This window comes from Alteromonas sp. DYW1, from assembly GCF_059752595.1.
Window position 1 is genome coordinate 1,266,907 of sequence record NZ_CM186038.1, and the last position, 22,949, is coordinate 1,289,855.

At 47.3% G+C, this 22,949-nt stretch carries 20 protein-coding genes; 8 read left to right on the plus strand and 12 right to left on the minus strand.

The window, feature by feature from the left end; genetic code table 11:
• Positions 1–85 precede the first annotated feature (85 nt).
• The gene (locus AC121Z_RS05705; protein WP_498127321.1) at positions 86–2,326 is read right to left on the minus strand and encodes a TonB-dependent hemoglobin/transferrin/lactoferrin family receptor; all 2,241 of its coding nucleotides are present in this window, start codon (positions 2,324–2,326) and stop codon (positions 86–88) included.
• A 95-nt stretch (positions 2,327–2,421) separates the two neighbouring features.
• Here AC121Z_RS05705 and AC121Z_RS05710 point away from each other — a divergent pair, with 95 nt between their 5' ends.
• The 4 genes from AC121Z_RS05710 to AC121Z_RS05725 are packed head-to-tail and all read left to right on the plus strand — an operon-like array spanning position 2,422 to position 5,867.
• Positions 2,422–3,249, plus strand: a complete 828-nt coding sequence (locus tag AC121Z_RS05710) for a heme/hemin ABC transporter substrate-binding protein (protein WP_498127322.1) — start codon at positions 2,422–2,424, stop codon at positions 3,247–3,249.
• A gap of 13 nt (positions 3,250–3,262) precedes the next feature.
• On the plus strand, positions 3,263–4,330 hold the full coding sequence (locus tag AC121Z_RS05715; RefSeq protein ID WP_498127323.1) for a FecCD family ABC transporter permease: 1,068 nt from the start codon (positions 3,263–3,265) through the stop codon (positions 4,328–4,330).
• Positions 4,323–5,114, plus strand: coding sequence for an ATP-binding cassette domain-containing protein (locus AC121Z_RS05720; RefSeq protein ID WP_498127324.1), 792 nt, complete (start codon positions 4,323–4,325; stop codon positions 5,112–5,114). Before AC121Z_RS05715 ends, AC121Z_RS05720 begins: the two co-directional genes overlap by 8 nt.
• Positions 5,115–5,126: 12 nt before the next feature.
• The gene (locus AC121Z_RS05725; RefSeq protein ID WP_498127325.1) at positions 5,127–5,867 is read left to right on the plus strand and encodes a HugZ family pyridoxamine 5'-phosphate oxidase; all 741 of its coding nucleotides are present in this window, start codon (positions 5,127–5,129) and stop codon (positions 5,865–5,867) included.
• On the opposite strand, the gene AC121Z_RS05730 is transcribed toward AC121Z_RS05725, so the two are convergent.
• From AC121Z_RS05730 to AC121Z_RS05755, 6 genes are all read right to left on the minus strand, one after another.
• Entirely contained in the window at positions 5,868–6,596 is a 729-nt protein-coding gene (locus tag AC121Z_RS05730) for a YceB family lipoprotein (protein WP_498127326.1), read from the minus strand.
• 122 nt (positions 6,597–6,718) lie between these two features.
• A complete protein-coding gene (locus AC121Z_RS05735) occupies positions 6,719–7,387 on the minus strand; it encodes a tetratricopeptide repeat protein (protein ID WP_498127327.1) in 669 nt (222 codons plus the stop codon).
• Positions 7,388–7,417: 30 nt separating this feature from the next.
• A complete protein-coding gene (locus AC121Z_RS05740) occupies positions 7,418–8,215 on the minus strand; it encodes an SDR family oxidoreductase (RefSeq protein WP_498127328.1) in 798 nt (265 codons plus the stop codon).
• A 4-nt stretch (positions 8,216–8,219) separates the two neighbouring features.
• Positions 8,220–8,894 carry an iron-containing redox enzyme family protein gene (locus tag AC121Z_RS05745; protein WP_498128158.1) on the minus strand — a complete coding sequence of 225 codons (675 nt, stop codon included), beginning with the start codon at positions 8,892–8,894 and terminating at the stop codon, positions 8,220–8,222.
• Positions 8,888–10,348 (minus strand): AMP-binding protein, encoded by a 1,461-nt coding sequence (locus AC121Z_RS05750; protein WP_498127329.1) that lies wholly within the window; start codon positions 10,346–10,348, stop codon positions 8,888–8,890. Before AC121Z_RS05750 ends, AC121Z_RS05745 begins: the two co-directional genes overlap by 7 nt.
• A complete protein-coding gene (locus tag AC121Z_RS05755) occupies positions 10,345–11,049 on the minus strand; it encodes a thermostable hemolysin (protein ID WP_498127330.1) in 705 nt (234 codons plus the stop codon). Before AC121Z_RS05755 ends, AC121Z_RS05750 begins: the two co-directional genes overlap by 4 nt.
• A gap of 233 nt (positions 11,050–11,282) precedes the next feature.
• Between AC121Z_RS05755 and AC121Z_RS05760 the strand changes: the two genes are divergently transcribed.
• Positions 11,283–12,257, plus strand: a complete 975-nt coding sequence (locus tag AC121Z_RS05760; RefSeq protein WP_498127331.1) for an alpha/beta hydrolase family protein — start codon at positions 11,283–11,285, stop codon at positions 12,255–12,257.
• A gap of 7 nt (positions 12,258–12,264) precedes the next feature.
• Here the strand turns inward: AC121Z_RS05760 and AC121Z_RS05765 are convergent, their stop codons facing one another.
• The 3 genes from AC121Z_RS05765 to AC121Z_RS05775 form a co-directional block, all read right to left on the minus strand.
• Positions 12,265–13,362 (minus strand): NADH:flavin oxidoreductase, encoded by a 1,098-nt coding sequence (locus AC121Z_RS05765; protein ID WP_498127332.1) that lies wholly within the window; start codon positions 13,360–13,362, stop codon positions 12,265–12,267.
• Between the two features lie 349 nt (positions 13,363–13,711).
• Positions 13,712–14,422, minus strand: coding sequence for a PEP-CTERM sorting domain-containing protein (locus tag AC121Z_RS05770; RefSeq protein ID WP_498127333.1), 711 nt, complete (start codon positions 14,420–14,422; stop codon positions 13,712–13,714).
• 270 nt (positions 14,423–14,692) lie between these two features.
• Positions 14,693–15,472, minus strand: a complete 780-nt coding sequence (locus AC121Z_RS05775; RefSeq protein ID WP_498127334.1) for a substrate-binding periplasmic protein — start codon at positions 15,470–15,472, stop codon at positions 14,693–14,695.
• Between the two features lie 407 nt (positions 15,473–15,879).
• On the opposite strand from AC121Z_RS05775, the gene AC121Z_RS05780 reads away from it, so the two are divergent.
• Complete coding sequence (locus AC121Z_RS05780) at positions 15,880–17,499, plus strand: GMC family oxidoreductase (protein ID WP_498127335.1); 1,620 nt, start codon at positions 15,880–15,882, stop codon at positions 17,497–17,499.
• Positions 17,500–17,513: 14 nt separating this feature from the next.
• Here the strand turns inward: AC121Z_RS05780 and dld are convergent, their stop codons facing one another.
• Both dld and AC121Z_RS05790 read right to left on the minus strand, forming a co-directional pair.
• Complete coding sequence (gene dld / locus AC121Z_RS05785; RefSeq protein ID WP_498127336.1) at positions 17,514–19,208, minus strand: D-lactate dehydrogenase; 1,695 nt, start codon at positions 19,206–19,208, stop codon at positions 17,514–17,516.
• 35 nt (positions 19,209–19,243) lie between these two features.
• Positions 19,244–19,861 carry a TetR/AcrR family transcriptional regulator gene (locus tag AC121Z_RS05790; protein WP_498127337.1) on the minus strand — a complete coding sequence of 206 codons (618 nt, stop codon included), beginning with the start codon at positions 19,859–19,861 and terminating at the stop codon, positions 19,244–19,246.
• 89 nt (positions 19,862–19,950) lie between these two features.
• Here AC121Z_RS05790 and AC121Z_RS05795 point away from each other — a divergent pair, with 89 nt between their 5' ends.
• Positions 19,951–20,820 carry a crotonase/enoyl-CoA hydratase family protein gene (locus AC121Z_RS05795; protein ID WP_498127338.1) on the plus strand — a complete coding sequence of 290 codons (870 nt, stop codon included), beginning with the start codon at positions 19,951–19,953 and terminating at the stop codon, positions 20,818–20,820.
• Positions 20,821–20,867: 47 nt separating this feature from the next.
• On the plus strand, positions 20,868–22,913 hold the full coding sequence (locus AC121Z_RS05800; RefSeq protein ID WP_498127339.1) for an NADPH-dependent 2,4-dienoyl-CoA reductase: 2,046 nt from the start codon (positions 20,868–20,870) through the stop codon (positions 22,911–22,913).
• Positions 22,914–22,949: the final 36 nt, after the last annotated feature.

Consider the following 22,949-nt stretch of genomic DNA (forward strand, 5'->3'; position numbering starts at 1 on the left):
TCACCTATGCAGGCTAACACTATACTCATTCTTGAAGATTGATCAGGATCAGACTCCATGCTCAAGAGTCTGATCTCTGCATGGCTTAGAATGAATAGATGAGGTTTGCAGACAAGTTCCTGCCCGGCGCGGAAAAGCGGGCTAGGTTTTGATCGACCGTGCGCCCGCGCACCTCGGATGCATACCAGTACTCCTCATCGGTTAAATTAAATATCCCGAGGTTTAATTTTAAATCCTTGGACAGGTTGTAATTCAAGATTACGTCAACCGTCGTATGGCTCGGCGCTCGGAACATGGGCGTTTCCTCTACTCCCGTCTCCACCCGTTCAGCGGCACCTGTATATGTGGCAATCAAACTTAAGTTCCAAGGAGCATCCGATTCGCCGTATTGCAGACCAATCACAGTTTGATTAGGGAGAACAGAATCTAAGGCTAAACCGGTAGACTTGTCTTCGCTCTGCTGAGTGCTGGTTGAGAAGCGCACTTGCAAATTCTGTAATTGCGGAAACCTTGCCCCTAGATACCAGTGAACTTGCAGATCAATACCTTCAATACTGACTTCATCAATATTAATCGCCTGAAATTCCAATAAATTCGTGACGGGATTAAAGCCAACCACTGCAAGTGATTCAATAAAATTGTCGTAGTTATTCTGGTAGACACTTAAGTTAACGTCTACATGGCGGTTTGAATAGCGGATGCCGACTTCATGACTATCCACAGACTCTGGTTTTAAATTAGCATTGGGTAGCGAAGTGTAGCCGCCGGCAAAGCTGGTAAAGCCAATATTCACATCATCCATGGGGGGGATCCTGAAGCCTTGCGCAAACTGCCACCACAGATTCAAATCAGGAGTGATGTTGTAGACACTGCCCAATTTGAGCGACCATTGCTGGTCACTGTAGTCAGTAATAGCTACATTGGGATTTGCAGCGTCAAAAATAGGGTCTTCCTGTGGTGTCAGTTCAAATTTGTCAAAACGCACGCCAGGGCTCAATAGCCAGTTCCCATTGAAGAGAGTAATTTCGTCTTGTACGAAAAAGGCAATTTCACGCAGCGTAGAAAGTGGAAAGTCGCGTGCGGGGAAGTGTTCAAATTCGGGCAATTGGATCCCGCTTTCGGACTGGATGGATTGCCCTCGTCGCAGGCTCTCTGAACGGGTTTCCTCCCACTGCATGCCATAGATTAAATAGTGCTCACCAAAACCAGAAAACTGCTGATCAAGTTGCAACTGAGCACCAATGACCTGCTGTTCGAACAGACTTGATCGCTGCCGCTCAAAGGCCACACTGGTAGGCGCTAAGCTGCGTCGTGTTTGGCGAGTATCCTGTTGGGTTTCTGAATGGTTTATGTAAGCCAAAGCATTAATTTTAGACAAATGACTCAGCATGGTTGGCGAATATTGGTAGTTTATTGAGAGGCGACCACGCTCACGTTTATCGTCGCCAAAACTATCGAGAATACGTACACCGCGAACTACGGAACCATACTCTGACAACAGGTTAGATTCAGTCGCACTACCAAACCATTCGGCTGTAAGCTGAAACTGATGCATTGCGTTAGGTGTGTAGATCAGTTTACCTAATAGGTTTTCACTTGCGACATCCATGGGATCGGCCGATTTTCTCTCAGTTCCTATTGCTGAATCTGAATAGAAAGTTTGGGTTGCATGTCCTTGGCGCACACCAGCATTGATTAACCATTGCCAATCTTTATGAGTGCTTGCCAGCTGAATATTGGCAGCTAGGTCTTCACTAGTGGTGCGGCCTGCCAATTTAAATCGGCCAGCAACTTCGCCGTCTCGATTAACTAAACTAGCCGGTTGCTTACTAGAAAAGGCCACGACCCCGCCAATAGCGTCACTTCCATACAGAGTTGATGCTGGTCCACGTATAATCTCGACAGATTCGAGCATATCCACATCAATGAAATCCCGCCGTGCTGATAGCGCTGGACCAAAACTAAATTCATCAGCTAATGGTACGCCGTCCATCAGGATCAATACCCGATCCCCGTTAATCCCGCGGATATTAAAGCTGGATAAGCCAAATCTGCCACCACCCTCGACACTAACGCCCGGTTCGTAACGCAGCATGTCGCGAATGTCGCCGGCCGCAAGGCTCTCGATGGTTAGATGATCCAATTGTGTTACGTTGGCAGCGATTTCATTTATTTCTCGCAGACTTTTGGTCGCAGTAACTGTGATCACTTCAATGCCACTGTCAGGTGATTGGGTTTCTCTGACGCTTTCGCTAGCCCCTAACACTGATGAAGAGAACACCGTTGTAGCAATTAACGAAAGGGCGAGGTGATTGTTTTTTAACACAGGCTTTTCCTTTTTGAGTAAATTGTTTTGCAAATGCTAATGAGAATGATTACTATTTGCAACAAGTGAATTCGATCGCAAGGAAAGTCATGTTTATGCAACGTATATTAATCTTTGTTGCCGCGCTCCTACTCACGCTGACACGTTCAGTATCTGCTGAGCAATCCAAAGAGGAACTGCGCATTATTGCTGCAGGTGGCAGTGTGACCGAAATTTTATTTGCCCTTGGAGCCGGTGAGCGGCTTGTCGCTACAGATACCAGCAGCACTTATCCGGCAGCCGCCAATCACTTACCCAAAGTGGGTTACTATCGCCAACTTCCCTTAGAGGGGGTTGTCGCGATGCGGCCGGATCTAGTCATTGGCGTAGATGGGGTGGGGCCTGCACGAGTCTTGCAACAGTTAGCCACGCTAGGAGTTCGGGTTGAGCAGGTCCGTGCGGAAAAATCCGTCGATGGCTTGATGTCTATGATCCGGCAGATTGCCCATATCATCGATAGCCAAGATGCAGGCGAAGCGCTGGTTAGCCAGATAAATACGGCGCTAGCAGAAGTAGCGTCGCAAAGCAGTCAAGGTGATCGTGCTGCTTTTCTAATGAATATTAGTGAGCGCGGCATGCTGGTCGCTGGGCACGATACGGTGCCTCATCTGATTTACTCATTAGCAGGCACGACAAATGTCTTCGACGATATTGATGGCTTTAAACCATTATCGAGTGAGGCATTCTTACAACGGATTCCGGATTGGTTAATGCTACCCGAGCATCAGCGTCAAGGAAAACCGGCTGAGCAATTTTGCGCAATGCCTGCATTGCGACGATGGGCACAGCTCAAGGGGTGCCGGATAGTATTTGTTGATCCCTTGCTATTTCTTGGCTTAACGCCGCGCTTGCCAGATGCTGTGCGCGAAGTCCGTAGTCTTTAGTGGATCCTCGGCTATGCAAGCAAGTAGAATTTCGCCCGCAGCAATTATCCGCCAGCATCACCATGCACAGTCGCGTGTTGGGCGCTTAATACTGCTCTTTTTTGCGATAGTTTCACCCATAGCTATTATCTGGGCTTTGGGATCAGGAGCATATCCGGTGGCGCTTTGGCAGGTTCTGCATGCCCCAGACGATACAAGTTTTGACCTCGCCATTTTATTTGACATTCGATTACCCCGCGTACTTTTGACATTAAGCACGGGGGCGGGATTAGCCATTTGTGGATTGACCTTGCAAGCACTGACCCGCAATCCGCTTGCAGATCCTGGTTTGTTGGGTGTGTCTGCATGTGCGGCTTTGTTTGCTGGTATCGCGATGTTACTTGGCAATCAACTGTTCAGTTTACACGCTGCGCCAACACTGTTTACGCCCGCCATGGCGTTTGCTGGTGCCGCGGTGGCGATGTTGCTATTAGTGCTTATCTCCAAGCGCGAGCAGGCGGGTGGCAATCTATTGCTGATTCTGGCGGGCGTTGCGATCAATGCTGCAGCCATGACATGTTTGGGGCTGGTCACTTTTATCGCCGATGATCAAACGTTACGACAAATTACCTTCTGGAGTATGGGAAGTTACGCAGGGGCGTCCTGGTCGATGGTTTGGCTCACTCTGCTGACGGTTACCTTGAGTCTTGCTTTTTTGTTTAAGCAACGCCACGCCTTAATGCAAATGAGTTGCGGTGAACAACAGGCCCGTTGCCAAGGGATTAATGTCACTCTGTTGAAACGCAAAACTTTGCTGATCTGCGCGGCAGTGATCGCTGTTTGCGTAAGTTTTACCGGAATCGTGGGCTTTGTTGGTTTAGTGGTTCCGCATATATGCCGGCTATTGCTAGGTGGTCACCTCGGGCGACTCATGCCAGTAGTCGCGGTCACTGGTGGCCTATTAGTGACGACTGCAGACACCTTAGCAAGAACACTCATTATTCCCGCTGAATTACCCGTTGGCTTGCTCACCTCAGCCCTAGGAGTACCGTTTTTTATTTACCTGATTTGGCGCCAACAAATAGGAGGAAGGCATGTTTAACCTCGAGCATGTTCAGTTTTGCAAAGGTCAGCGTACACTTTTACAGATTGGAACTTTACGGTTTACCAGTGCCGCACTCACCACGATAGTCGGTGCCAATGGCGCCGGAAAATCAACCTTAATGCGGGTATTACTAGAACCAGAAAGTTTGAGCAGTGGTACTGTGTCATTGTCCAGTCGCCCACTGCATACCTTCAGTTTGTTAGAACTGAGTCGCTGTCGAGCTTACGTTGAGCAAGCTGCACGTCCTTCATTTAGTTTATCGGTTATTGAATATCTGCGCTTAGCGCGTAGTCAGTTTTCTGAAACTCGCGAGCAGAGCGACAGGCATATTGTGGATGTTATTAATGCCCTAAAGATGAGCCGTTTATTGATGCGTGATATCACTACCTTGTCGGGGGGAGAATTCCAACTGGTTGAATATGCCAGGGCGTTAGTACAGCTTACTCAAAGAGCAGATTATGAGGGCTGTGTTTTGCTCTTAGATGAGCCATGTAGTGCGTTAGATATTCGCCAAAGCCAGCTCTTGTATTCCCATTTACGCGATTTCATAAGGCTTGGCGGAAGTGCCATCCTGATTGAACATGATCTGAATGAAGCTGCGCGCATCAGCGATTTCATGTTGTTCATGTCCGGTGGAAAAGTGCTTGCCCACGGCCCAACCAAACAGGTTTTTACTACAACCAATATTAATGCCTGTTTTGCGACTGAAGGCACCGTGCTAAGTCATTCTGCGCATAACAACACGCTCTCCCGTTTGTTTTACCAACCACTTATTAGCTAGGAGAAATTTGCTATGGAAAATACCCAGAAACAATATCATATTCATGCAGCACGGCTTTTGCTAAGACGTTTACACTCAGGTGTTCTTGCCACTCAAAGCTTGTCTATCAAAGGCTTTCCGTTTGGTTCCGTAACGCCATTTCTGTTAACGGATGATGGCGATTTAGTGATTTATGCCTCCGATATCGCTCAGCATTCACGCAATATGCAAGCCGATGCGCATGTCAGCTTGTGTGTATACGATAATACGGCAACAGATAGCCAAGCCAGTGCTCGTGTGACCGTATTGGCAAAGGCGCAGGCAGATTGTGTAGATCATGCATCACAGCAACGCTATTTCCGGTTGTTCCCACAAGCTAAGCAATATGTAGAAGCGCATGATTTTAGATTTTATCGTTTAACCACACAGCGGGTGCGTTATATCGGTGGATTTGGACAAATTTATTGGTTTAGTGCATCCGATTGGCAGGATAATTTTGCTGATATGCGAGAAAGTGAGGCAAATGTGGTTGCTCATATGCAGGAGGATCATGAAGAGGCATTACACGTGATACTGCAAGAATACAGTGGCAACTATGCTCAGGTTGACGAAGTGAAAATGTTGACAGTCTTTGCTGAAGGGTTCCATGTTCAGCACAAAGATGGCGTGGTGTTTATTCCTTTTCAACAACCCTTGAACGCTGTTAGCAAAGTTCGAGAAGCTATGGTATCTCTCACTCATCATGCGCGGGAGATGTTAAAACGCAGTGCCTGATCAAAAATAAAACCGCAGTTCTCGACCTTCTACAACCACAGTCTTGCCTTTGCGTGAGAATAAGTTTTGACGCCATTCAGCTGGGTCTAGGGTAAAATTGAGATCAGCCTCAGTCACCGCATTGATAATGTGTTCCTCAATTTGTGGTTTGTGATAGTCGAGAATGCGCTGTTTGCTGCCGCCGATATACAGGTTGAGGTATCCCATCGCGGTTGTTGATGAACCGGCGGTTAATACGCTTAACGCCGATTTGACTGGACTAGTAAAGAGACTACTTAACTGCACAGGAGATAAGCTATCAATGATTTTTGTGGTGTCTTTGAGAAGTGAATATTCGTCGTGTACAAGCGCAATATCATCGACTTGGATATTATCGATGCTTAACGTCTTCGTTGCAATGTCGTAATGCGGTAACGCTGAAACAACCACTATTAAATGGGCCCGATATATCGGGTTGCCGAGAGCGCGCACTTCCATGCCACAGAGTAGCTGTAACTGCAAACGATTGGTGGATTCAGGCATACGTAATTCGCCCTCAAGTAGACTTAAAGTCGCCTTGCCAATGGGCACCGGAATAGGCATCTGCTGCGGGAAGTAAGGTGTAAGCAGCTCATTTAATTCCTGCTCGGTAAACTGGTCATATTTGAGCTTTCCTAACTTAACCAAGACTAACGCCGCGGCGACTTTTAAGCGATCGGAAAACGATAGTGGGTGCCAAGGAATATGCATGCACAAACAGTGAAGAGGGACGTTGCCCTAAATAATGCAGGGCTCACTCTGAGAGTCAAGCCGAAAATCCAAAACCACTGCTCACAATGCAGTGGTTTGCATAATTTAATTACAGTCGGGAATTAGTGTTTCTGCTTAGCCAACTTTTTATTCACTTTAGCTAACAACATTTGAATTTCCGCGCGTCGTGATTCATCTGCTAAGGGGCGCTCTATTCGTGCAGGAGCCTCAAGCGCATGCTCAAGGTGGGCCTTCGCTGCGCTGTATTGACGCTCATCAAATAGGAATTCGCCATAGAAATAATTGGGATCAATACCATCGGGGTTTAGTGCAATGGCTTTTTCCAAAAATGCTTTTGCATCATCATCATCACCGAAGGCTAGCGGCCACCCGGGCACTTTATGGTACAACGTACCAAGGCTGGTATATGCAGAACCTTGCAGCACAGTTTGATCAATGGTTATTGACTGCTCTAGCGATCTCTTCGCTTCTTTTGCCAATGATAGCGCGCCAATGCCACCTTTAGCACCGGCATAGCTGCTTTGAATAATGCCTAACCAAACGTAGGGTTCCGCGCGATCCGGATAGTGTTCAGATAGCAATTTTGCATCATTGACCAATTGCTCAAAAGCAGCCTCTTGTGCGTTATCGGATAACGTATAATTCACTACTGCCCATTGTTTTTGCAGTGCAAGCAACTGTGCATCAAAGCTAACAGGATCAGCCGCGTCAGCAACACTTGCGAGCATGTTCAGGCTTAAAATTAGGGAGAATATTGTTTTAAATTGCATAGATTTAACCTCGTTTAAAAGCATTACGTGTTAAGCGTGTAGGTAGCGCTTTATAGTTGCTAGTTTGCTGTTTATGGCGTTATCAACGATGTTAGGTAACACACCATTAATTCGGACAAACAGTTTTTCTGGCCAACCAACAACAGTTTCTCTTCGTTTACTCTTAAGTAATTGGATCAGTGCTGCGGCAACAGTTTCAGTGGCATCAACCGTATTCCCCAGGGCTGCATTCATGGCATCGACGTTGGCAGAATTGATACCCGTTTGGGTTGCGCGCGGGGCAAAATAAATGAATTTGTAACGAGTATCGCCGTATTCTCTGGCCAGAGCTTCGGTAAATCCACGCAGGCCAAACTTGCTTGCACAATAGGTGCTAAAACCGGGGTAGCCGATATAACCGAACGCAGAGCCGACATTCACGATAATCGTCTCTTGTGTTGCAGAAGGATCTTGCTGTGCATGGTTTAAGAAGGCTTGTGTGAATAGAATCGGCGCAACAAGGTTGGTGCTCAGCTGCGCCTCAATTGACTCAGCACTTTGCTTTGCAAAAGCGCTAAACTCTGACACGCCAGCGGCATTAATCAGCAGCGTAATATCACCATCTGAAAATGCATTTTTGAGCACAGATTCACACTCTGTAGCTGATCGTAAGTCGCCAGTGACGATGGTCGTGCGCTCGCTCATACTTGCCTGCAAGGCAGTCAGTTTTTGCTGATTGCGCCCCTGAATGATCACACTGTAACCCGACGCATCAAGAGCGCGGGCAATAGCGCCACCAATACCGCCGGAGGCCCCAGTTACCAGACAACGCTTAATTTGCTCAGTCATTGTCTTAAGCCGCCTGCTGTTGACTGGTAGAGACCGGCAAAGTGCGGAAAATTTCAGCATACAAGCGATAAAACTTTTTCGCGCTATTCACAATGAGGTCTTGCTCTACTGGGCACTCTATTTTGTTCATTAAGTCAGTGAAAAACTTCACGTGTTCTTGGTCAAGAGCGCCGTGCGAGCGCAAATAACTAAATGCTGAGTTCGGCAATCCTAGGGCTTGCTGGATATTATCAGCAGCATTGTCTGCCATAGCAATACTTGTACCCTCTAACACATGCACCATGCCAAAGAATGCTAGTGGGTTAACGCGATTGACCTGATCGTAGGCAAATGAGACCATTAATTCCGTCGCCAAGGCCGGCTGACTGACCCGCACGGAAGCTTTGTTTACGCCGCATGCAGCAATATCATTCAGGATCCATTCTTGATGACCAATTTCTTCTTCGATGTACTCAGCCACGGCCTCACGCAACCATTCTTGATCGTCACCTAAGCGGGCACCTACTGCCATCAATAACGGTACTGTGTGCTTGACATGGTGGAATGCTTGGGTCAAGAAAGCGACATAGTCTTGGGTAACAATATCGCCCTGAAAACACCGCGCGATGATAGGCGAAGAGAGTAAATAATCACGCTCTTGAATAGTTTCAGTTTGTAAACGCTCAAATAATTTCATAATGTCAACTCCACATTTGATGCACTTGCGTACACTTGTTCAATTCGTTGTTTAAAATGCTTTTGTATTGCGGCTCTGCGGGGGCGCATGTTTTGCGTATACAATCCTTCATCAGGCCGCATTGCATTGGGCAGGATAATGGGGTGATATACTCTGGCGTAATCCGGTAAACTCTGATTGACCATTGTGATCACTTGGGTGATATGTGCAGCACTCAGATCGGCACGGGCTGGAACTAAGATTGCCGTGCAAAATGGCATTGCATCACCCACAACAACTGCTTGTAAAAATAAGCCTGTCGCGAGAATTTCGGCCTCTACCCATTCGGGAGAAATGTTCCGCCCCAGTGAGTTAATTAAGGTATTTTTGCGCCGTCCTATTATTTGTAAATGATTACCGGTTAATTGCGCCAGGTCACCGGTGTATACCTCTTGTTGACTCCAACTATCGGGTTGTTCTAGATAACCTAAAAAGGTGTTACCCGATACCACCAACTCATTATTTTCAAGGCGCGCACTCAAATGAGGGAGAATATGACCGACGCTGGTCACGTCATCGTCTGGTGCACATAAACTCACCACGGATGCACATTCGGATAATCCATACCCTTGCACCACGGGTATGCCGAGTGCGCGTGCGCGCAATATTAGTGTTGGTGCGACGCGGCTACCACCTACGGCAACAAATTGGAGTGATTTTGGTGGCCGCCAGTCATGCCCTGCTGCATTTACGAGCACTTGTAAAAGCTCGGGTACGAGGATCAGAGTGTTGGGTTGGTGTGTTTCAATGCACTGTATTAATGCCAGTGGGTTTGCCAGCGTACTGCCGGCAAACCCTTTTTCCTCTTGAGAGTTTAAAATAACCGTGCCGCCAGCTAACAGTGGTGCGTAAACGCCTGCAATATTTTCTAGTAGCACCGGTAATGGCAAAAGACATAAATGCTTTGGATGATTTACGTCGATAAACTGAGCCAGCGAGTGAGCCACGGTAAGTTGCTGCTCGGTACTTAAGCAAACGCCCTTGGGCGTTCCCGTGCTACCTGAGGTATAGGTTACTTTTGACGTTTTTTCAGGCGCATAAATAGTATTTGTGGGATGCAGGCGAGTAACATTCAGAGAGGTATAAGCACAGGATTGTGATGGCTGTTCAGTATCGTGTTGGTCGCTAAAGATTAGCTCTGCAGCCACCGATGCGATAACGGCTTGGCTTTGTGCTGGGGTAAAAAAAACGGGTATTGGCGTACAAATAACCTGAGCTATTTGACAGGCAAGGTCAACCACTATCCAAGCAACCGAATTATCGGCTAATAAAGCGACAGAACGCACGTTTTGTGAAACTAACCATTTTGCTAGTTCGTTGCTATGGTCAACCAGTTGCGTGTAGGTTAAGGATGTTACCGAATCTTGCACCGCAACCTTGCTACCATGGCTTTCAATCTGTTGGGCGAGCCAATTCATATGACAGCTCCAGCTGGCAGTGCCTTCGCGGTTTGTGCGATCTTATCTGTAAGCAGTTCAAACATTTTGTGGTAACGCTCGGAACGGTTTATTACCTGCATTACGTTGCTCAAAGATACCGCTAAAACCTTGGGCTCGGTTTGATAGTAACTACCCCAGTCAGCAGTGCTTTGTTGTAATTTGCTAGGATCTGCATCAGCCAGTTCATGGGTGATAATCCCTGCACGTTGGATCAATGACTTTACTTGAGATGTTGCAGAAAACGTCATTGCGGCAAAACCATTCGTAAACAGTGAAACCGCACTGATTAAAAATAACGGTAAGGTAAATTTGCTTGAATTACTGTATAGGTGAGCAATCTCAGCGATTTCTGCGCGTTGCACGGGCAAGTATTGGTTGAGCAGGGTTTCGATGGGTACGTCCAGGTATTGCTCTAAGAACAAGGGGGCATTCGCTGCACGAATACCCAAAGCAGCTTTAAAGGCACCATTATTTATGGCCAAGATCCACGGTGTTGATACTTTAACCGAGGCGTTATAAGCACCCTGAAAACCTCTTTCAATAAAGCGCTCGGCGGCTATTCGCCCCGCATCACCAATGGCATAGGTTGCAATATCAAAATGATATTTTTTTCCTTGCGCTGGTTGTTCACTCAGGGAGTTTAAAGTTGTGTTACCTGGCTGACTGTAAAGTGAATGCATTGTAACTACCTCGCATAAATTTCAGAGGTAGGTTAAGTTGTCAACCTTATGGAAAACTTAAGCTTTGAATATTTTTTAATTTTTATTTTTTGCAATGCAACATTAGCTCGTGTTGGGAGGTATGCTGTTTAAGCATATCTGGTGAAGCGCTTGGTGATTGACCGTATATCTGCAAAACAATGTTAAGTATACTGTTACCCACAGAACTTATAATTAAAAACACAAGGATGTTTATGAAAACCGTTTGGTTACTTTTCTTTGGTCTTTTGACCACTGCTAATGTATCTGCAGAGACCCAATTACTCACCCAAAACACTTGTTTCAGAGGAGGCTTCACAAGCTTTGACTCATGGGTAAACGCGTTGCAAGCCAATAAAAAGCAGTTTAATAAAGAGCGCTTTCTCATCCGCTTTAATCAGGCAGACTTTGACACCAAGAAACAACAGCTTGATTGTGTCGACTTTACCTATAGCGTTGATGGGTTGACCGTGGCAGGGTATTACCTTAAACCCAAATCTGCAGAAACGGGTTCTCTGCCCGTAGTGATATTCAATCGTGGCGGAAATGCCGATTTTGGTGCAGTGGTTTTCGCTCAGAAAATCAGTCTCTTAGCTGATTTAGCTCTGGCTGGTTACGTGGTTATTGGCAGTCAATATCGGGGCGCAAGTACCCGTTTTATTGCCAACAACGGTGCCGATGAATTCGGCGGTAAGGACGTGAATGATGTATTGGCGCTACCTCAGCTATTAGTCGAGATCCCGGCAGCTGATCCAACGCGAATTGCATTGATGGGTTGGAGCCGCGGTGCGATGCAAAGTTACTTAGCGGCCAAACAGATGCCAAACCTCAAGGCGATTGTCGCTATTGCAGGAGATGCTGACGCAGAGCAAGCGCTGGCATGGCGGCCAGCAATGGAAAAGGTGTATCAAAAACGCGTACCAGATTTTGCTAACAATCGAGCCGCAGCACTGCAATCGCGCTCAGTTATTCATTGGATTGATCAATTACCCTCAGCGCCGGTGCTACTCATGCATGGTAGCGCAGATAAGCGGGTGAATGTTAAACAGTCTGAAATGCTTGCAGAGGCTCTTGCACAGCATGAACATGCGCATAAATTAGTGATTTATCCTGACGATAATCATGGCTTGCAGAAAAATCGACAAGCCATGTTAGCAGAAACTCTGGATTGGCTAGCACGCTACCTCTAAGCGTAACTTAAGATAAGGTCGCTAATGCATCACCGGAGTATTGTTCGAGCTCATCTAATTGCTGATTCTTGATTTTATTAGCCCAGTTAGGGTCTTGCAGTAGTGCTCTGCCGACCGCGACTAAATCAAACTCGCCTTGCTCAATGCGAGCCAGCAAGTCATCAATTGAGCGGGTACCTGAACCTTTGCCTTGAAATGCTTCAAAGAAGTCACCATCCAAACCCACAGAGCCGACAGTGATGGTTGGCTTCCCCGTTAATTTCTTAGTCCATCCGGCTAAGTTCAATGCACTATCTTCGAATTCAGGTTCCCAGTAGCGACGTTGTGAGCAATGGAAAATGTCCACTCCAGCATCACTAAGCGGTGTCAGGAATGCTTCAAGTTCTTGGGGGGAGTGAGCTAAGCGGGCCGCATAGTCCTGCTGTTTCCACTGTGAATAACGCAGAATAATAGGGTAGTCGGGGGCGGTCGCGGCGCGGATCGCTTTGATTATTTCCACTGCAAAGCGTGACCGGCGTTGCATATCGCCGCCCCATGCATCAGTGCGCTGATTGGTACCTTCCCAGAAAAATTGGTCAATTAAATAGCCGTGCGCACCATGTATTTCAACGCCATCGAAGCCTAAGCGTTTGGCATCAGCGGCAGCGCTGGCAAAGGCCGCAATGACGCGCTCGATATGCTTAACGGTCATTGGTTCAGCTCCTTGCTTACCTGGTTTAAAAAGGCCCGATGGACCGGCACTCGGTAATTCAGGGAAGGGAGCTTTATCAGCCACACGTGCCATTCCAACATGCCATAGTTGTGGCATTATTTTAGCGCCCGCAGCATGCACCTCATTCACTACCTGTTGCCAACCTTGTAATGCTGCTTCACCATGGAATTGCGGGATGCTCTCAGCCATAGTTGCTACCGGATCATTAACAGTAGTACCTTCAGTAATAATCAACCCGGTGCCACCTTGCGCCCGACGTTGATAATAGCCTGCTACAGCTTCTGTTGGGATCCCATTAGGTGAAAACTGACGCGTCATAGGTGCCATAACGACGCGATTGTTGAGGGTTAATTTGGGGTGTATAAAGGGGCTGAATAAAGCTTTTGTTTGCATACTGCGATCATCCGGTTAAGTGCCTAGAATTACGAAAATCCAATCATTTGTATTTGTGACTGAGAACTTGACAGTAGATTAAATCAGAACTAGGCAGAGTCAATTGACAGTTATGAATAGTCCTACATAAGTTGTACTAGACCAGAGGCTTGGTTTTTACGATTGCAAGGTATTTTGATAGAGGATGAGCTAACTGTTAACCGGATAAATGTTAAGTATTGCTTCCCCTATAGTTTTGTTTGTAGGCTACAAAAAATGTAGGGAGTAGAGTTTCAGATTTATGGACTCCAAAACGTAATTGCGCCTGTATTCAGGCGCAATAGTCTTGAGTAGAATTGTTGCGTGCTGCCTAGCGATTTTTACGTTTTAACGTAAGACCTAATACAGAAAGCATCAAAATGGCAAGGGTCGATGGCTCAGGAACCGTAGTTCCTCCAACCGTCGAGCTGCCAAAAGTAATATCGTCGAAAACTTGGCTATTCACTGAGCCGCCAAATAATACTGATTGAGCAACACCAGAGAAACTGACGCCAAAACTGTTGAATGGGCAGTAGCTTGCGTCATACGCGGCATCACATCCACCGGACCTACCATTCAATGTTCCTGGTAACACGACTGTAGTTAGTAAGTTGCCTGTGCCATTCAAGCCGTCGAATATACTCAAGAAGCTACCGGCTGCAAACGGATCTGAGTAGACAAACGAGAAACCGTTAGTAAAACCAGCAGCAACATTCATAAACGGATTAGTTGTAGGGAAATACAACGCTCCATTGCGTGAAGTGCTAATACCCACATCGCCGCGCGAGGTATTGCTGCAAGTTTCTCCGACGTTATTCAGGCACAATAGCGTAGCACCGCTACTAAATTCTACGCCAAAATTAGTTCCTGTGGTGCCAAAGCTTGAAGTGCCGCCATTGTAATACCCTGCAATTTGGACAGTACTGTCATTGGGATAAGGCGCGATATTCTCGAAGTCCAAATAGATAACTGCAGCAGTAGCACTTTGCGCAATACTGAACATAGCAGCTAGCATAAATGCTTTTGTTAAAAGTTTTTTCATACCTGTTCCTTGTTGAGTGGTTCTGCGCGAGTTAAATAAAAGTTGCGCATTTTGTGCTTTGCATAAACCGTGCCTGCGTTAATTGGTCTATTTAAATCAGTTATTTACGTGGTTTCTAGTTTGGCCGAAAATCGATAAATGTAAAGAAAGTTGACACTCATCATTAGATAGCGATTGATTGAGACTGTTTGGTGCTCTTGCTTTTTTCACGCGGGTTGTCGGTCGGATGCTTCTTGAGTAAATTTTGCGTGTGATGGTATAGAACGAGACTCAGTGACGCACGCTAGGTAAGTATTTGGCAACGATACTGAGGTATTCACCGCTCGCATGTAAGTCGCTGAGCGCTGCATCAAATTCGGCGACCGTAGCCAAGTCAATCGTTTGTTTACTAAACATGAGATAATTGCTCGCCTCCTGATCACTGGTGATACGAAAGAGTGGCACCATCTGGTGTTGTTTTGAATCCCAGTTTTGTAAATAGTGGCGGCCTTCAATCTCTGATTCAATATAGCCATCCACACGTCCTAGAGCCGCTAACTGGGGTAGGTTTTGGTCATTGTCGATAAAAACCATGCGCTCCAGAAATTTTTTGTCTTCCACTAAGTGTGCATATGAGTCGGAGTAAATTGCCCCACGTAATGCGCCAATCAACACGTTTGAGGCAGCAACATCGGCCAACGATTTGATACCTGCAAAGGAGTCCATTCGTTGTTTATTGACAAAAAGTACGTAGTGGCTGTGTCTAAAAATATGCGAGGAAAAGTACGCATAGTTTTGTCGCTCAGGTAATATGCTCGCTGCCAGTGTCATATCGACTAAGCCTGACTCAATGCTTTTTAATACCCTCGACCAAGGCATAGCGACGAAAGTGAGCGTGTATGGAGTGCGTTTAAACACAGCACGAATTAACTCTATATCTTGGCCCTGCCAAAAGCCTTGTGCATCGACATAGCGATAGATTTGGCGCTCATTGATAGCAATTGTAAACTCTTTCGCGGTAAGGCAGAAAATAGGCAGGCTGAAGATGATAAAAACGAGAGTTTTGAACACTACAATCACGCTGAATGACTTGTTACGCTAAGTGTAGAACACCTTTGACCAAGTGCGCAATGCGCAATTGATATTGAAATTTCGATAATTTGCGCAGATCCTGCGTGCAACGGTATCGATGTAACCGCAGTAGCATCTTCAGTTTATAACCAACTAAGCATCATTAATGCTCAAAACGACAACCGCTATGAACGCAATGATTTTTATTTCTTTTTTGGCGAAAGAATAAAACAGCTCGCGATGAGCTGCAGGTTAATAATTGCGTCGCTCATCGTTTGCTATATATGTGTTTTTAGTTAGGTTGTTTTTTCTAATTTTTATTAACATTCTGCTAACTCTTGGATAAACAATTTTGGTACACTGGTACGATGTCCGAGCAGTTCGGGATCCAGTTCTAGGTAGTAAAAATGATGCAAACAACAACTGACGCCTTTGATTTTATTATTGTCGGTGCAGGTTCAGCTGGCGCCACGCTGGCGGCGCGTTTGAGCGAGAATCCTGCGTGCAAAGTGTGTCTATTAGAGGCGGGTGGTAAAGACCGTAACCCGTTAATCCACATTCCATTTGGTTTATCACTGCTTTCCCGTGTCGAGGGGATTGGTTGGGGCTATCACACAGCACCACAAGCGCAGTTAAATAATCGAGAATTATTCTGGCCGCGTGGCAAGACGTTAGGCGGTTCAAGTTCCATTAATGCGATGTGCTACATTCGCGGTGATATAAACGACTACAACGATTGGGCCGCCAAGGGTGCGACGGGTTGGGACTGGGACTCAGTATTGCCGTTTTTCAAACGGTCCGAAAACAACCAGCGCGGGGCTGACGAGTATCATGGTGTCGGTGGTCCACTGAATGTCGATGATTTACGGCATAAGGATAAATTATCGCATCGCTTTGTTGCCGCCGCAGATGCTGTCGGTTTCAATATTCTGGATGATTTTAATCGGGAAGAGCGCGAAGGTTTAGGCTTTTATCAAGTTTCCCAAGTGGGTGGACAGCGTTGCTCGACGGCAAAAGGATTTTTAAAACCCGCTTTACAGCGCAATAATCTTACGGTTATGACTGGCGTGATGGTTGAGCGTGTTTTGTTAAAGGATGGGCAGGCTACAGGCGTACAAGCGCGTATTGGCGGCAAAGCTCAACGTCTTAAGGCAAGTCAGGAAGTTATATTATGCGGTGGCGCGATTAATTCGCCACAATTGCTGATGCTTTCAGGGATTGGACCGGCTGAGCATTTGCGTGAAAAGGGGATCCACGTACAGGTTGATTTACCTGGGGTAGGGCAAAATTTGCAAGACCACCTAGACGCGATTGTGCAGCATAAGTGTAAAGCACGCGAGGGATATGCTGTGGCATTCTCTGCACTACCTAAGTATATCGCTGCAACGTTTAAATACTTGTTTAAACGTAAGGGGCTATTTTCCTCAAATATTGCTGAAGCTGGTGGTTTTATGCGCTCTTCATTGGCGCAATCCGGTCCAGATATTCAATTTCACTTTTTACCTGCAATTCTAGAAGACCACGGTCGTCATTCTGTATTAGGTTACGGTTATGGCGTGCACGTATGTTGCTTGTACCCTAAAAGCCGAGGAGAGATCCGATTGCAGAGCAATCATCCAGCCGACCATGCACTAATTGAACCGAATTACTTGTCTCATCCTGATGATCAAAAAGTCATGATCGAAGGTGTGCGTAAAGCTAGGGAAATCATGGCTTCTGCCGGATTTGAAGAGTTTGAGAGTACCGAACATGCACCAGGAGCAGAGGCGCAGAGTGATGAAGCGATCCTGGCCTTCATTCGGGAAAAATCAGAAACCATCTATCATCCGATTGGTACTTGTAAAATGGGGCAAGAGTCAGATCCTATGGCAGTGGTGGATCCCCAACTTCGTGTCTATGGGGTTAAAGGCTTGCGTGTCGTCGACGCATCAGTAATGCCAAGCCTAGTCGGTGGTAATACCAATGCCCCAACTATCATGATTGCAGAGCGTGCGGCAGAGTTTATTCAACAGGAAACGGCGCTTTAAGCAATTAGGTACGGCTAGCAGCACCCACAGTTGCGTTTGTGTTTATCTAATCCACCAATGCCGGGATTAAAGGTATTGGTGGGATCAAGGCTCTTATAAAAGGTTTGTAAACTCGATTCCGCTTGGTACAAGTGCCCCACGTTGTGTTCAGCAGGGTATTTGGCCCCGCGTTTATCAAGTTCTTTTAATAGCAAGTCTTTCACGACTTTAGGGTCGACGCCGGGCTTTAAGATATAGTCTTGGTGGAATACATGACAAAAGAAATGGCCGTAATACAGTTTTTTCGCAATCATAGCATCTAACAAACTGGGTAGTTGTTCGACCCAGTCACGATCATTTCTGCGTAACGCAATATCCAAGGCTAGGATGTCACCCACCTCATCAGCATGCATCATCTGGTAGCGAACTGCAGCACCAGCGGCGGCAAAGCGATGTAAAAAGGCCTTGCTAGACTCATCAGCAGAGCATTCGAAGTAGGCGCCATGCGACTCGTCAGCAAAATAGTCACGTAAAAACAGCTCAGCTTCGTGTATCCCAGCATCACTCATTTTTATAATCAAATGATGTTCAAACTCATGTTCAAATGCCAGCATACGTGGCGGTAAATGTTGCGGCAACAGGTTGGAAGCATACTGCATCGCACGATCGGTTAAGCAATCCGGCAGCAATGGCAGTTTGTTTAAGGTACTGTCTAACCGCCCTTTAAGCGCGAAGAGGCTCGGTAATCGTTGGGTGCCCAAGTGTTGCACACTGAGAAAGGTATCCTTGCCGTAGTGCTTAGCTATTGTGAACGTATCTCGATGTAAATACTCAGCCACTTCCGGTAATGCAGAAAAATGCTGGAGCATGTGGCGACGGAGCTCGGTCAACACATCAGCACGATTGGTTCCAATGTAAAAGGTTTGTTCCTTGGCAGGAACGGCAAAAGTGTCTACACGAACAGCAAATACTGCAATTTTTCCAGCACATCCACTGGCTTCATATAGCCGAGTTGGATCAGCGTTAAAGCGACTCGGGCTGTCGGCATTAACGTCTCGCACACGGGCCGGATAATCAGTAGCTGATGCCTTTTCAGTATGTGCTGCGATCGCGGTAGAGAAGTTGCCAGCGCGCAAATTACTAAGCATTTCTTCAGGGGTTGCGCCTAAATCAAGACCCAGATGGTTGACGAGCTGCAACTCTCCGTGCTCATTAACCCAGGCAAATAGTGCCATTTCGGTGTAAGCGGGACCTCGTTGTACCAGAGCACCGCCCGAATTGTTCGCAATGCCGCCTATCACCGAAGCGCCCAAACAAGACGAACCAATCACAGAATGGGGGGCTCGTCGCAAGGGCTTTAAGGTTGTCTCCAGGTGGTGCAGAGTAGTGCCCGGATAGCACAACACTTGTTGCCCCTCGCCAAGCACAGTCAGTCCATCCATGGCGAGGGTGTTAATAATGACAATTTCGCGATCATATCCATCAGCGCTTGGGGTAGAGCCTTCGGTTAATCCTGTGTTAGCTGCCTGCATGATGATAATCGCATTGGCGTTAACGCAAGCCTGCAATACTTGCCAAAGAGCGAGGAAATCTTGCGGGAAAACCACGGCCAAAGCATGACCGCCACCCGAGCGCCAACCGCGGCGAAAATGCTCGGTTTCTCCGCGACCCGTGCGCACGTGGCGTTGGCCGACGATTGTTCGCAGCTGCTTTACTAGGTTATCGGGCATATTCGAGTGGTCTCAGCAGAGAGCTTTTTTGTTTACTATACCGGGTTGGTACGTGAGGTAAATAAATGCATTGCACAATCGCACATTTCATCGATGTGAGAGCGATCAGCGTATATCCCATCAATTAATAGTCGCGCAATCCCGTGCATGGTTCCCCAGGTCACTTGTGCTAGGCGCAGGGTATCTTCACTGGCAGGCATTATGCCTATGGCTTGCCAGTGACGCGTCATTTCGACCTGTTGTTGAAAGCTTGGATAAGCCACCGCTTTCAGCGAGTCTGTTGGACTGGCATTTTTCCAAATAGTACGACCAAACATGAGCTCGTACAGTTGGGGATTATCAGCCGCGTAGTAAATGTAATCGCGTACAAATTGACGAACTTTTTCGTGTGCAGATAAGTCGTCGCGGGAAAAAATACGCTCAGCTTCTTCGCGCCAACGTGTGAAACCTTGCTCCGTAATCGCACAAAGTAAGGCATTTTTATCCGCAAAATGATGATAAAGCGCCGTCCGAGAAACCCCAACTGCATCGGCTAATTTGCGCATTGAGAGGCTCTCAACGCCCCCTTCGTTGAGCATGCGGGATGCATGCTCAACCAAACATTGGCGTAAATTACCGTGATGATAGTTTGCTTTACTATGCACCTGTGACATGTGCTTATTATTTCCTGGCTAAGCTTGATCTTGACACTGTCAATATAACCCTCTATCTTGACGCTGTCTAGTTTATAGCGAGCAGCCTTATGAGCGAATCTACGCAACTCGATTTTAGTCATTTGACCACGCTGAAGGTCAGTATTGACGAACACATTGCACACATTCAATTAGCCCGTCCTAAACAGCTCAATAGCATGGTACCGAGATTCTGGCAGGAATTGCCTGAAACCGTGCGCCAGATTGATGAGCATGCTGCAGCGCGAGTCATTGTCATTTCCTCTCAAGGCCGCCATTTCAGTGCTGGGATGGACCTTGCTGTTTTTGCCAATATGGCCAAGGATTTTAAAGGCGAGCCGGCACGTCGCGCTGAGCGTTTACGGCGAATGGTGTTTGAGCTGCAAGATGCTTTTAACGCACTTGAAGAGGTGCGAATGCCAGTGTTAGTCGCGGTTCAAGGGGGCGTTATTGGCGGTGCGGTCGATATGATCAGTGCGTGTTGTTCGCGTTATTGCACCGAAGATGCCTTTTTTTGTATTAAGGAGACTGCGATTGGTATGACCGCTGATGTGGGAACCTTACAGCGCCTCCCGCACTTGATCCCACAGGGGCTCGTGCGCGAGCTTGCCTATACGGGGCGCAACCTCTCGGCGACAGAGGCTTTGCGTTGTGGCTTGGTTAACCAAGTATTTGCTTCACAAGAGGAGATGCTAGAGGGAGTTATGGCGATAGCTCAACAAATCGCTCAGCATTCACCGCTTGCCGTGCATGGGTGTAAACACATGATCACGTACGCGCGCGACCACAATGTGCAAGACAGCCTAAATCACATGGCAACTTGGCAAGCGGGAATGTTTCAAATGCCTGACATCGAAGCAGCGATGCATGCACAAAAATCGGGCGAGGCTGCCTCATTTGATGAACTTCATCCGCTGCATAGTCGCATGCAGAATAACTGAATCTAAACGTAATTTATTTTGAAATTTCGCAATAAGAGAACACTTTTATGCAATCAACAGCTACGGCAACACCCAATCCTCATTACCCACATTTGTTTCGGCCTTTAGATTTAGGTTTTACCACGCTCAAGAACCGGATATTGATGGGGTCCATGCATACAGGGTTAGAAGAATTGCCTGATGGACACAAGCGCATGGCAGCGTTTTTCGCTGAGCGGGCGCGTGGCGGTGTTGGCCTTATTGTAACTGGCGGTATTGGGCCCAATGATGAAGGGGCCACACATGCGGTAACGCGGCGTTTGGATTCTGATCAAGCGGTCGCCAATCATAAAGAGGTGACAGACGCTGTGCATGCGGCTGGTGGTAAAATCTGCATGCAAATTCTGCATACTGGTCGCTACGCTTACAACAAAGCGCTCGTAGCGCCAAGTGCTGTGCAGGCGCCCATCAATCCTTATAAACCGAAAGCGCTGGACGAAGCAGGGATACAAAAGCAGATCGATGACTTTGTCTACACCGCCAAGCAAGCCCAACGTGCTGGCTACGATGGTGTTGAAATCATGGGATCTGAAGGATACTTCCTCAATCAGTTTATTGCCCAACGCACCAACCACCGCGATGATGAATGGGGCGGAGAATATGCGAATCGGATCCGCCTGCCTATCGAAGTTGTGCGTCGTGTGCGTGAGGCTGTGGGTGAGCACTTCATTATCATTTACCGTTTATCTATGCTCGACCTGGTAGAAGGTGGCTCAACTTATGAAGAAGTGGTGACTTTGGGTAAGGCCATTGAAGCAGCTGGCGCAACCATTATCAATACTGGGATTGGTTGGCATGAGGCGCGGATCCCGACTATTGCGACTAAGGTTCCACGAGCAGCCTTTACTTGGGTAACTGCAAAATTTCGCGAGGCTCTAAATGTACCGGTGATCACGTCTAACCGGATTAATATGCCGCATGTCGCCGAAGAGGTTTTGGCGCGCGGTGATGCTGATATGGTCTCAATGGCGCGGCCATTTTTGGCCGATGCGGAGTTTGTAGTCAAGGCTGAACAAGGGCGCGCAGATGAAATAAATACTTGCATTGGGTGTAATCAAGCCTGTCTCGATCATGTATTCGCCGGCAAGATGACGAGTTGCCTAGTGAATCCGCGTGCCTGTCATGAGACTGAATTAGTGATCCAACCGACGACCAGCCCCAAGCACATTGCCGTCATCGGTGCTGGCCCAGCGGGGCTGGCGGCTGCGACAACAGCAGCCTCGCGCGGGCATTCAGTTACCTTGTTTGACGCTGATTCGGAAATTGGCGGGCAATTTAATATCGCCAAGCAGATCCCCGGCAAAGAAGAGTTCTACGAGACGCTGCGCTACTTTAAGAAGCAATTGGAAATCTACAAGGTTGATGTGCGCTTAAATACGCGCGTATCGGTTGATGATTTGAATGACGGTAGTTTTGATGAAGTCATTCTGGCGACAGGGATTTCTCCACGTACACCTGCCATCGAAGGTATCGAGCATCCGAGTGTATTGTCGTATATCGATGTTATTAAGCACAAAAAGCCGGTCGGAAAACGCGTTGCCATTATCGGAGCTGGCGGCATTGGTTTTGATACATCAGAGTTTTTGTCCCATGGCGAACGCTCGCCAAGTCAAAACATTGCTGAATTTATGCGCGAGTGGGGGATTGATATGAGCCTACAGGCTCGTGGTGGTGTAGAAGGTATGCAGCCGCAACCAGAGCCGTCGCCGCGCGAAATTTATTTATTGCAGCGTAAAAGCAGCAAGGTGGGGGCCGGCCTAGGTAAGACGACCGGCTGGGCACATCGAGCGGGTCTCATGATGAAAGGCGTTCACATGCTAGCCGGCGTCAGTTACGAGAAAATTGACGACGCAGGCTTACACATTAAAGTCAATGATGAGCCGCAAGTGTTAGCGGTTGATAATATCATCGTTTGTGCCGGTCAGGAGCCTTTACGGGCGTTAGTTGATGGATTGCAGAAACCGTATCACTTAATTGGTGGCGCAGACGAAGCGGCTGAACTGGATGCTAAGCGCGCTATTGATCAGGGAACAAGATTGGCCGCTGCGTTTTAATCGGGGGCAGCTCGAAGCGCTTGGCTGAGGGCAGCG